Origin of the sequence: Dysgonomonas massiliensis (genome assembly GCF_900240225.1) — a bacterium.
In the GTDB taxonomy this organism is placed as follows: domain Bacteria; phylum Bacteroidota; class Bacteroidia; order Bacteroidales; family Dysgonomonadaceae; genus Dysgonomonas; species Dysgonomonas massiliensis.
In genome coordinates, this window is the sequence record NZ_OEPV01000011.1 from 25,240 (window position 1) to 36,747 (window position 11,508).

Annotated in this window: 10 protein-coding genes; 1 reads left to right on the top strand and 9 read right to left on the bottom strand. The window is 34.0% G+C overall.

Translation table 11 applies throughout. From position 1 onward, the window contains the following. Positions 1 to 46: 46 nt before the first annotated feature. The 5 genes from C1A06_RS11900 to C1A06_RS11915 form a co-directional block, all read right to left on the bottom strand. Positions 47 to 2,413, bottom strand: coding sequence for an outer membrane beta-barrel family protein (locus tag C1A06_RS11900; RefSeq protein WP_101690435.1), 2,367 nt, complete (start codon positions 2,411 to 2,413; stop codon positions 47 to 49). Beyond that, positions 2,410 to 3,663: a radical SAM/SPASM domain-containing protein gene (locus C1A06_RS11905; protein WP_101690436.1), complete on the bottom strand. Its 1,254-nt coding sequence runs from the start codon at positions 3,661 to 3,663 to the stop codon at positions 2,410 to 2,412. Before C1A06_RS11905 ends, C1A06_RS11900 begins: the two co-directional genes overlap by 4 nt. Positions 3,664 to 3,746: 83 nt before the next feature. Next, positions 3,747 to 3,914, bottom strand: a complete 168-nt coding sequence (locus C1A06_RS15180) for a hypothetical protein (protein WP_185116842.1) — start codon at positions 3,912 to 3,914, stop codon at positions 3,747 to 3,749. A gap of 569 nt (positions 3,915 to 4,483) precedes the next feature. Further along, the gene (locus tag C1A06_RS11910) at positions 4,484 to 5,059 is read right to left on the bottom strand and encodes a hypothetical protein (protein WP_145996399.1); all 576 of its coding nucleotides are present in this window, start codon (positions 5,057 to 5,059) and stop codon (positions 4,484 to 4,486) included. Positions 5,060 to 5,109: 50 nt separating this feature from the next. Continuing rightward, entirely contained in the window at positions 5,110 to 5,388 is a 279-nt protein-coding gene (locus C1A06_RS11915; protein ID WP_145996400.1) for a hypothetical protein, read from the bottom strand. Between C1A06_RS11915 and C1A06_RS11920 the strand changes: the two genes are divergently transcribed. Then, entirely contained in the window at positions 5,336 to 6,148 is an 813-nt protein-coding gene (locus C1A06_RS11920; protein ID WP_159461415.1) for a relaxase/mobilization nuclease domain-containing protein, read from the top strand. The two genes, C1A06_RS11915 and C1A06_RS11920, sit on opposite strands and share 53 nt — an antisense overlap. A gap of 209 nt (positions 6,149 to 6,357) precedes the next feature. On the opposite strand, the gene C1A06_RS11925 is transcribed toward C1A06_RS11920, so the two are convergent. Genes C1A06_RS11925 through C1A06_RS11940 form a run of 4 tightly spaced genes read right to left on the bottom strand, consistent with a single transcriptional unit; the run spans position 6,358 to position 11,505 of the window. Next, on the bottom strand, positions 6,358 to 7,518 hold the full coding sequence (locus tag C1A06_RS11925) for a glycoside hydrolase family 172 protein (protein WP_101690440.1): 1,161 nt from the start codon (positions 7,516 to 7,518) through the stop codon (positions 6,358 to 6,360). Positions 7,519 to 7,548: 30 nt separating this feature from the next. Further along, a complete protein-coding gene (locus C1A06_RS11930) occupies positions 7,549 to 9,351 on the bottom strand; it encodes a glycoside hydrolase family 2 protein (protein WP_185116843.1) in 1,803 nt (600 codons plus the stop codon). Next, on the bottom strand, positions 9,351 to 10,484 hold the full coding sequence (locus C1A06_RS11935; protein WP_101690442.1) for an aldose epimerase family protein: 1,134 nt from the start codon (positions 10,482 to 10,484) through the stop codon (positions 9,351 to 9,353). Before C1A06_RS11935 ends, C1A06_RS11930 begins: the two co-directional genes overlap by 1 nt. Before the next feature lie 16 nt (positions 10,485 to 10,500). Continuing rightward, complete coding sequence (locus C1A06_RS11940; RefSeq protein WP_245872063.1) at positions 10,501 to 11,505, bottom strand: family 43 glycosylhydrolase; 1,005 nt, start codon at positions 11,503 to 11,505, stop codon at positions 10,501 to 10,503. Positions 11,506 to 11,508: the final 3 nt, after the last annotated feature.

Consider the following 11,508-nt stretch of genomic DNA (forward strand, 5'->3'; position numbering starts at 1 on the left):
TCTTTCCATCACGCTTTAGCATAGATATTTCAATTTATACTAATAGTTAGTTAGTTCGATTCAATACAGAAGTATTGCTTCTCTTCGACTTTAAAGTGATTTTATTTGTATCAAAAGAATAAGCAATATTCAAACGCACCCCACGAGAATCGTAACTACCCCTACTCCCCGATGCTATATTCATATATTTTTCATCCCAATTATTCCAATTAGAACCATCCAACAAATCAACTCCAGACAAATCAATAGTTAATCTTTTTTTACAAAAAAATCCTATTACACCAATAGTCAAATCATTGGTTGAGTGCTCATATGTTAATAAAGATTCGTTTGAACTAGAGTAAGTAAAGTTGCTATATAATGAAAAATGATTATTAATTAAAAATTCGATATTTAAGTTCATATTCCATGATATTTTATTAATCTGCCTAGTTCCATCCAAGTATGCTATCCTAGCCTTTGGAAGTTGCAATCCAACAGAACAATTTGCATCAAATCTCTTTGAAGAATAACTGTACATAATATCAAATGCGAAAGATTCAGACTTTTTAAGATTAATAGGTATCATCTTTACCACATCTGAGTTGTTCCCATCTGCGATTGCTGTTTGTACTCTCTGGTCGTGGTAGTATGAATATCTCATATTCATCGAAATACTATTCCCGACATCAGCTCCAACACTTACTTCATTGATATATGTTGGCTTAATAAGCGGATTACCAGCTGTATAACTCAATGAATCTTCATAATATATACTGGGGTCCAGTTCTCTAAAACTAGGTCGGGAAATGCGCCTTGCTGCGTTGAAGGTAAGATTTACATTATCAGATGCTTTATAGTTCAACCTTAAATTAGGGAAAATATCCGAATAATATCTATTCATACGTTGTATTGTGTCTGACGAGTACAAATTTACTCTTGAGTCGGCATATTCATATCTAAAGCCTAAATACCCACTCAGGTTTCCCCATTTTTTGCGTATATTGATATATCCAGCGATTGTCTCATCTTCTTGTATAGTCTTTTCTTTATCAGGATTAGGAGCGAAGCTCTTTTTAGATGATATCTGAGTAGAATTATCGACAAATGAATATTGGCCCCCAAGATCAATTTTGTAATCCGATGCTATCGTAAAGTTATAGTTGAGATACCCCGTATAAACCTTATATAGACTACGGTTAAATACATTAACCATAGTGGCTGATTCCACATCTTTATTTTTTTCTTCAATAGAGTTTTTTTTATCGTTTGCAACCTTAGCAAAATCGGCAATTAAAGATAATACTGAGTTTTTATTTCTCTCGTAGACATAATTTAAACTAAAGCTATGCAATGTTCGGTCAAGATGTGATTTATCTCTTATTTGTTTATTAATAGCACTAGCATCTTTAAGAATAGTATTTTCACTAATTTTATTTCCACTCCGATCTGATCCTCGATAAAGATATTGTACACCAAACCTATTTTTTCCTAAAAAAAGATCGGAACCAATTGATACTGTATGAGAATTTAACTTTGAACGAGATACATAATCTGAGTTATTACTTAATGTATAATTCTCATTATAAATATCCTTATATGATTTTTCATATATCTTATCATCCCAATAACCGTAATTATAACTCATCATTGATGATATAACACCCCTTCTATATGCAATTCTCATCGACGGATTATCTGAAACTTTTCGTTTAAAATAAGAATCATTCGCTATTTGTGCCGAGATCATATCTTTTAGTAGCAACTTTGTTTTGATATGGATTAAAGACTTTACTGATGCTGCATATTGCGATGATGGACTTTTGTCTATTTCGATACTTTCTACATCAACAGATCTTAAGGATTCTAGCTCCGCTATATTTTTTATTTCCCTGTTATTTATTAAAATTAATGCTTGCTCATTTCTACCTAGAACACTAAACTTTTTTTCTCCAGACATAATAATACCTGGAGTCCTTTTAAGTAAATCAACAAGGTTTCCAGTATGACTAAGCATAGTATTTTGCACATTAATAATGATATTACCATCTTTTATTTTGAGTGGGGGTCTTTTTCCTGTAACTATAAACTCTGATAATTCAAATGGTAATGGCTTCAAATATATTATTCCAATATCAATAGACAATGTATCTTGGTTCTGATTTATCTCTTTGTATTGAGTTTGGTATCCCATAGATGATATTCGGATCAGTACTGGATTATTTAGATTCTCCGATATTTTAAAGTTTGGAGTTGAATAAGCTTCTCCAAATATCACAGTAGTGTCTGGGATTAATGTCAATAACTCTATACTATAATAATCTATTATTTTTTGATCACTACGTCTTACTTCCCCATTCAAGATTACTTTTTGAGAGAACATAGATGTTGAAATCAGCAATAATGATAATGCAAGAATACTGTGACCTTTCATTGTAGATGCTGTTTGTAAAGATATGGAAGCATATCGGCCAATCTAGTTTTATAAATAGAGCAGTAGTCAATATCTTCGCCCTTTAGCTTCTTTATTCTATCGATTGGACATCCTCCACCACAAATAGGAAAGACTTTACAAGAAGTACATTCTTGGTCCAGAAAGGGATCCGCCTCAAATGTAGTTTGGGATATCTTAGTTAAAGATATATTTTTATGTAATATATTTCCGACCTTATACAGGGGATTTCCTAAATGTTCGATACATTTGAACATATCTCCAGATGGGTCTATTGCAAATGATTTTGGGTTTCGAAACATACAATGTGGTGCAATCCCAGGTAAAAAAGGCCTCAAGTCATTAGTTGTATTAGAAAATGTATTCTCAATATTCTTCATATATATTTCATCCTTAGTATAACAGTTAGACTTGAGATCGAATTCCGTTTTATTCAATACAAAATTACAGCCAACTCCCATTCGCTTGCTCTCCATATATTCTGGATATCTTTCAGTAAAATAGTTTAGAAGCTCTTCATACGAAGAACTATTAGTTTTATCTACTGCAACTTGTATATATAAAGGTATTTTTGTACTTTTTAAAAAATAATCTATATTAGAGACTATTATATCAAATGAAGGATTATTATTCTGAAAAAAACGACGTTTATCATGCACCTCAGCTAAGCCATCCAATGATATTTGGATATGAGTCAAGTTTAGCTCACCAATACTATCAATTTTACTCTTTGTCAATAAACTGCCGTTTGAAATCATTGAAGAATGGAATGCAATTCTCTTATCATGCAATTTCTTACATATTGATAGAATAACTTTATATGATAAGAGAGGCTCACCACCGAACCAAATGATAGAAATATCCTTATCTTTGTTTGCTTCTAAATATGTAACTATAGCATCTTCGACCTCTTTAGACATTTTACCAACTTTTTTATTCCCTTCTTCAAAGCAATAAAAACAAGAGAAGTTACAATTCATTGTTGGAGCTATATAGAGATTTATTCGTTTATTACCAAAAGCTGAATTATAATATAAATACTTGTAACGATACTCTTCATGTTCATCGTTGGTTAGAATGCCTTCTTTAAAAAGTCGTGCTCTAATATCCACTTCATTTTCCAAATTTTCCAAAACAGAACTATCTATTTTTAAAAATGCATTCGTTAGACAATTAAAAATCCAAGTAGAATTGTTTATTTTTTTTATAACGTTGTATTTTGAGTATCTCATAATCTAGTATTTTTCAATAAACACATTACAAGCCAAGCTCTGTAAAACTTAGCTTCTAATGATAATTAAAACTATCAGATAGCCTACATATGCTCGTCTGGCATTGCCGGCCCGCTATAGCCACATTCACAGAAATCTGCAGAATATCCTTTTTTACAACTTGTTCCTCCTTTTAAACGGTTCATTGCTTCATCACTTAATAGATCAAGGTCATCCGCATTACCATCTTGCAGTACTTCTAGTTTTTTCATAATTGTATAAATTTAAATTATTAATAATATGCACAAAAGATGTGCTTTACTAATTTATTTTTATGTAATATAATATTTAAAATATCATATTATTTACATGCCTAAAATCTTTGATACAAGCAAATAATAAGATTACTTCATTTAAGATTTCGTGCTTTAATACTAGATTCTGTGATCTTGTAGGTCTTAGGGATTTCTCATTTTGAGATTAACTAGTTACTAAATTTATAAAAAAAAAGTCCAAGTAAAGAACAATATAGTTTAACTTCACCAAATAATTAACAATAATTAAGGATGTATTTTTCTTAAATGCCTATTAATATAAAATGGCTATCGTATTTTACACCTAAAGAATAACTATAAGCACACTACACTTTATAATATCTAATTGTAATACTGATATTTATTGTTGTTCTAGGTAATGTATCAGATAGTCAGTCATTAAAATAATATAGAATTAATGGTGCATTTTTTTCAGAAGTAAATGGTGTAACTTGCTACAACTTTTACTTCATATAAATTTCTAGTTTAATCGAAAATTACAAGAACACAACAATAAATTATATTATTTACTGAATGGTCTCTCTCAATTTCTTAGCCTCCTCCTCTTTTAATCTGGCCTGGTCCAGTCGTCTTGCTCTATCAATGACATTCTGTTCATATTTCTCTACAGACTTACGGATTTTTCTGATAACTTTTGAATCACGATTGTACTCAAAGACATTTTCCAATTTGTATATACTAACCGAATCGGCTTTACTGAAAGCTTTGATATAACGGTATTTCAGATCGTTATCGTTTAGCTGATTATTCACTTGTTTCAACTTGTAGCACAAACATAATGTCGTGATTAACGATAAAAGCAAGCCAACCAAAGTAAAGGATACCCACGAGGATTTTACGTCAACCGATATACGATGATGGACTCTTTTAGGGGTTGTTAGAGTTTGTCCGACTTGTTCCAACTTTGAGATTATTTCATTCTTTGATTGGGTTATTTGATCTGTTATTTCAGTTAAATCGATTGGATTTATACTATTTTCGTGCTTTTCATTATTGTTAGTTTTTATTAAACTAGCTTCAATTCGTTTTAACACATGTTTAACTTCTTCAAACATCGTGCTGACTGCTGATAAATCGCTCATAATTGTATTTTTTATTATTGTTTATTACTCTTCGTTTTTGCTTGTTATTCCTACAAACCTCTACTGAATTTGTTTTTCCACTTACGCTTCTTTTCCTCGTAATCCAATCTGTTTTTGAGTTGATTATCCTCGTAATCATCCCCATGCGATTGCGGTACTACTAATCCGCCTAGTCCATCTATAATAGAGCCGACTATACTAGTAGACTGATCTTGATTATTATTGTGCGATTGCTGAGTTTGGCTTCTTGAAATATTATTCTTTTTCAATTGTGCATTGATAAATCCGAATCCAAAAGACATACTCACGGATGAACAATATAAAGCCATAGCCGACCGCTATATGGAAGACATGGGTTATGGAAATCAGCCCTATGTAGTATTTAAACATACGGATATAGATAGAGTCCATCTTCATACCGTATCCATCCGAGTAGATGAAACGGGCAATAAGTTAGATTCTAACTTTGAGAATTTACGTTCGATGAAAGTATGCAGACAAATAGAGAAAGATTTTAATCTTCATCCGGCTACCAAGCAGGAACAGCAAGCCTATAGCATTCCAACCAAACCGCTCAATTACAAAGAAGGCAATGTAAAACAGCAAGTGGGTAATATTATTGAAGCTCTATTGAATAATTATAAATTCCAATCCGTTGGAGAGTTCCGAACACTTTTAGAGAAGGTGAATGTAAGTGTAGAAGAAGTCAAAGGCTTGAAAAAAGGAAAGCCTTATTACGGACTTGCGTATTCAGCACTAATAGATCATCCAACAACGATGAAAAAAGAAAAAATCGGTACTCCTTTTAAGTCTTCACTCTTTGGAAAATCTATTAATATGCAAGCTCTTGAAAAACACGTTGAGAAATGGAAGCAACAGATACAGGACAATAAGACAAAAGAATATCTCAAACCGATACTAGCTAAAGCGATGCAGCAATCAGGGTCAATGGATGAGTTCAAATTGCTATTGAAAGAGAAAAACATAGAACCGGTATTCCGTCAGAATGAAGAAGGACGAATCTATGGCGTTAGCTTTATTGACTATCAAAATACGGCAATCTGGATAATGGAACATCTATCTCTATAATATGTCCTCCTTTATGTATTTTTCCTAAGTCATCTTTCCAACGTCTCTTGAGTAAGCTTACTATACGTATCACACTACGGGTAATCATTAATTTATTTTGACTATTTAAAACATGAATGATTTGTCAATCATATTTCAGAATAAACAACCCCACCAATTTAGATGGGGTTGTTTGATCTTTTAGGATAAAAGCAGAAGAATATCAATCTTTAATTTACTTCTAATTCTTCCCACGATGGAAATGCAGGAAATGGAGCATGGGGTTCTGTCTGATACCAAAAGGCAACAGAAGCCATATCTGATTTTTGTGGTAGATAACGTCCTCCATTTCTCCAACCTAAATCTTGAATAGTAATTTTAAGCTCTTTCTCGAAACGAATAGGATCAGTTATATGCCAACGGAACATTCCAAAACGTTGTTGTGATCTATAAGCTCCATCAGGGCAAATAACTTGATGTAAGCCAGAATAAGGTGTCGAGAATTCTTTGTACTGACCTCCTCTATCAAAATTGTATGACCCACAGAAATAGTCTTCGCAACCAGTGCCACAAATTGTTGGGTATTTTTTATCACCATCCATAAAGAATTTTATTTCACCTTCGCCCCACCATCCATTATTGTTTACACCCTGAGCTAAATAAAGCCCAACAAAATGACCTTTTCCTTTTATTCCATCTACGATTGTATAATCTGAAGTCGAATTTGGATTAGTTCGTCTCCATTGCGCATGAAAATATGCTGCATCTGTTGGAACATCTGTCAATGTATAATCTATTTGATAATATAGATTCATTGATTCTTGATCATTAACATTTTCCATTGTTATACGACATTTCTTTCTGAAAGGCATAGTCCAATAACAGTTGAAAGCACTCCCCGGATTTACACAAACTGCTAACGACGAAAGAGGAGCATATTCACCCCATCCCATGCAAAAGAAATCCCCGACAGGACATTCCACAGATGGCTCTTTTTCATCGTCCCAATAAATACGAATAATTGAAAAACGCCAATTACCTGTCGGAGTCATCCATATATGCTGTATAGCACCAGGACCATCAATCTCAGCTAACGTAAATATCTCTTCAGGTGCAATTTTAATATAAGGATTCACTTTCCAACCTTGACCTAGATCTCTGGCTTGAGAAGCCGAGTTGGCTCTATTAGGTTTATCTTTATCGGCAATAGGGTCTGCCATCCCTCCTTTGCCTTTTTCACCAGTGAAGTTTTCAGGGCTTATCGATCGTGTTTTTGCATTAGATAACATATATAAGTTACCCATATTCGAATTCAACCCATTGTACCCATTTTGAGCATATAAACCTATGCTCAAAAGAAAAAAAAGTATAGTTATTCGAACTGTCATCATAGTATTAAATTATAAAGTATTTATAATATTTTATTTCAACACATTAATTAGTTCTTTATTGATTTTAGTCAAGCGGTCTTCGTCCATTTTTATTTCTTTTCTGTCGTAAGTCATCAGACCATTAACCTCTCCCTCTACATCTGTTGTCTGAGTATAAACTGCAGCAGAGAAACCTGCTTTAGCTAATTTCTTTAATTGTTCTGCAAACTTAATATACTCGTCAGTGACTTCTTTTTTAGACTTAAACTGGATATATCCCCAATTCTTGTCAGTCTGCCAAAGATGTCCTTCGATCGGAAAACCGATACCACCATACTCACCTAAAACAGTTGCTCTCTCGGCATCATACAGATATAATTCAGGATGCGGATAATTATGTAAGTCTAACATATCTCCTGTACGGTAATGATTACCTCCACTAGCTGGGTTTACTAGTCGCGACGGATCGTATGCTTTAGTCCATTCAGCTGTTTCTTCAGTTTTGAATTGTCCCCATGCTTCATTAAATGGTACCCAAACTACTATCGATGGATAAGAGATCAGATAGTCCATTATACCTTTCCATTCCTTGAAATAATTCTTCTCTGATACAAGACTACGTTTCAACTCTGTTCCTTCAAAATATTTACGGTTTTGCCACTGAGGAGATTTATCTCCATTTGGCATATCCTGCCAAACAAGAATGCCAATACGATCGCAATGTGTATACCAACGAGCAGGCTCTACTTTTACATGCTTACGGATCATATTATAACCAAAATCTTTTGTTTTCTGAATATCATACAACAAAGCTTCGTCCGTTGGTGCCGTATACAATCCATCAGGCCACCAACCTTGATCTAATGGTCCGAAATGGAAGTAGTCCTCATTATTCAACTGCAAACGCACAATACCTTTATCGTCACGTTTTGTTGATATTTTTCGCATAGCAGTATAGCTTTTTATATTGTCCTGCAATTTACCATTTGAGTATAGGTTAACTTCCATATCATATAGAAAAGGAGATTCAGGTGACCATAATTTCATAGCTGGAATATGAATATCTACTTCCTGATTTACAGCACCTTTAGCTTTAGATACAATATTTGCCCCATCTTTAATTATGATTTCAACCAAATCATTTTTTATAGTATTTTCTGTATTAACATTTATACTCAAACGTTTGCTGTCGATACATGGTATAGCTTTGATCGATGTTATATGTTTATTACTTACAGGCTCAAGCCATACTGTTTGCCAAATTCCTGTAACTGGTGTATACCATATTCCATCAGGATTTGTATGCTGTTTTCCAACTGCCTGATAACCATCAGTAGTTGGGTCCCAGACTTTTACAACCAGCTTTTGATCTCCGAATTTCAGAAATGGAGTAATATCGAAGCTGAAAGGAGTGAATCCTCCTTCATGAGTACCTATCTTGATGTCGTTCAAGAAAATCTCTGCTCTCCAATCTACAGCTCCAAAATGAAGTAATATATTCTTACCTTTCCATCCTGATGGTACTGTGAAAGTTTGTTGATACCAAAGCTCATTATCTTTACCAACATTTTTATGCACTCCTGACAGGCTTGATTCTACAGCAAACGGAACTAAAATTTTCCCATCATAAGCTTTAGGTTCAGCTTCTCCTATTGGTTTTATTGCATAGTTCCACAAACCATTCAGATTTTTCCAATCTGATCGTTCCATAATAGGACGAGGATATTCTGGCAATACATTACTAGGATCAATTTTTTCTGCCCAAGACGTTTTAATCTTATCTCCTGCAGGTGACCATTGCGCCGAAAGTGTCAAGACGGATGACAGCATCAATAAAATTATAAGCTTCTTCATTATTTTTCTTTGATTTTGAATTTATAAATACAGATTTGCGAATATGTATCTTCTGGATCTAAACGAGTTGAAGGAAAACTTTTATGATTAGGTGAATCTGGGAAATGTTGCGTTTCTAATGCAAAACCTTCTCGATAATTCTGTGTACGACCATATTTCCCTACAGATTTCCCATCAAAGAAATTGCCACTATAAAATTGAATCCCAGGTTGGTCACTCCACACTTCCATTATACGTCCGTTTGTTGGTTCATAGATCGAAGCTACAAATTCAACCTCTTTTTCAGTATTTCTATCTACAACCCAATTATGATCATAACCTGCTCCATTCTTCAACTGCTCGTGCGCTTCATTTATGCGATCACCTATAGCCATCGGTTTTCTAAAGTCAAATGGAGTATTTTCAATCGATAGAATTTCTCCTGTCGGAATAAGAACACTGTCAACAGGTGTGATACCACTAGCATTGATTTTCAATATATGGTCGGTAATCGTTCCCTTACCTTCCCCTTTCAGATTGAAAACTCCATGATGCGATAAGTTAATCACCGTTGTTTTATCTGTGGTTGCTTCATACTCAATCTTAAACTCATTGTCGGGAGTAAGTGTATAAATCATACGCAATGTCAAATTGCCAGGAAAACCATCCTCTCCATCAGGAGATAGATAAGACAGAGTAATTTGGTTCTCATTGAAAGAATCTACATTCCAAACTACCAAATCTAAGCCTTTAAGTCCACCATGTAATGTCTGTCCATTGTTGTTGATCGGTAGTTGATAGGTTGCGCCATCTAGAGTAAATTGCCCTTTAGCAATACGATTGGCATACCGTCCTACAACAGGTCCCAGATATCGCTCGCCACTAGGATTGAGATAGCTATCTATATTGGCATTACCCAATACAATATCTTCCATTTGTCCATCTCTATCCGGAACCCAAAGCGATACTACACGTCCACCAAGATTGGTTACTTGCATAGTCAAATCACCATTTTTAAGAGTATAAAGAGAAACTTCTTTACCATTTACTACTTTTTCAAAAGCACTCTTCGCTAATAATGGGAGTGATTTCTCCTTAGGAGTACAGGAAAAAAGAGTTGTAAAAATGAATAATAATAGAACTGTTTTCTTCATGATATATTTTATTATTTTAGAATATCGGTTTATTTGCGGATAATGAAGGGGTACCCCCTTCAATATAAGGCCAGTTATCTTCAGACCATTTTATCTGATCTAAAAGTAAAACTCTTCCATTCGGATTTTGGACATCAACTCCATGATAGAAAATCCAATCTTGTCCCTCGCTATCCTGAACTATTTCGGAACAATGTCCATTACCAACAAAGCGCTCATTGTTATCAATTATAAGTTCGTAGCCATTATCTAGCATGCTTTTTCCTGATTTATCAGAATACGGACCAAATAAATTATCTGATCTGCCAACAACTAATTGATAAGTACTGTTTACTCCTTCGCAACAAGTACCAACAGATGCAAAAAAGTAATAATATCCATTACGCTTATGTATATAAGTACCTTCAAATGCTGTTCCTGCAATATGCTGTTTTCTTACTCCTTCTTTGACAGATAATCCATCTTCCGAAAGCTCTATAGCATATATACCACGAAAACTACCCCAGAGTAAATATTTTTTCCCATTCTCTTCAATGTAAAATTGATCAATGGAATTTGTAACTCCTATCTCGTTGCTTCTAAACAGTTTTCCTTTATCTGTAAAAGGTCCTTCAGGAGTATCTGAAACTGCTACACCAATACCACAAGTTTCTTCGCCTCCCCAAACCGACATAGAGTAATATAAAACGTATTTTCCGTCAATAAGGTTAATATCTGGAGCCCAGATTCCACCTTTAGGCTCGAAATTAGGACGCGTTTCATCAGTAAATGCAGTACCTACAAATTCCCAATTTGTTAAATCCTTCGATTTATGAATAGGGAGGTTTCTTGTATCTTCTGTAGCATAGAGATAGAAATAGCCATCAGAAGCTTTTAATATTGTAGGGTCGGGCAGACTATATGCAATAACCGGATTACTATATCTATTATTTGTATCGGTTTTCTCTGCCGTGTAAGAACCTCCCCCCGAACATCCTGATAGGTTAACAATCAGTATTGAAACAACTAGCAACTGTTTTATAAT

Excerpts from the sequence above, each read along its gene's own strand:
- C1A06_RS11930 (WP_185116843.1), bottom strand. The coding sequence starts at position 9,351 with ATGAAGAAGCTTATAATTTTATTGATGCTGTCATCCGTCTTGACACTT.
- C1A06_RS15180 (WP_185116842.1), bottom strand. The coding sequence starts at position 3,914 with ATGAAAAAACTAGAAGTACTGCAAGATGGTAATGCGGATGACCTTGAT.
- C1A06_RS11905 (WP_101690436.1), bottom strand. The coding sequence starts at position 3,663 with ATGAGATACTCAAAATACAACGTTATAAAAAAAATAAACAATTCTACT.
- C1A06_RS11900 (WP_101690435.1), bottom strand. The coding sequence starts at position 2,413 with ATGAAAGGTCACAGTATTCTTGCATTATCATTATTGCTGATTTCAACA.
- C1A06_RS11925 (WP_101690440.1), bottom strand. The coding sequence starts at position 7,518 with ATGATGACAGTTCGAATAACTATACTTTTTTTTCTTTTGAGCATAGGT.
- C1A06_RS11935 (WP_101690442.1), bottom strand. The coding sequence starts at position 10,484 with ATGAAGAAAACAGTTCTATTATTATTCATTTTTACAACTCTTTTTTCC.
- C1A06_RS11910 (WP_145996399.1), bottom strand. The coding sequence starts at position 5,059 with ATGAGCGATTTATCAGCAGTCAGCACGATGTTTGAAGAAGTTAAACAT.
- C1A06_RS11915 (WP_145996400.1), bottom strand. The coding sequence starts at position 5,388 with ATGGCTTTATATTGTTCATCCGTGAGTATGTCTTTTGGATTCGGATTT.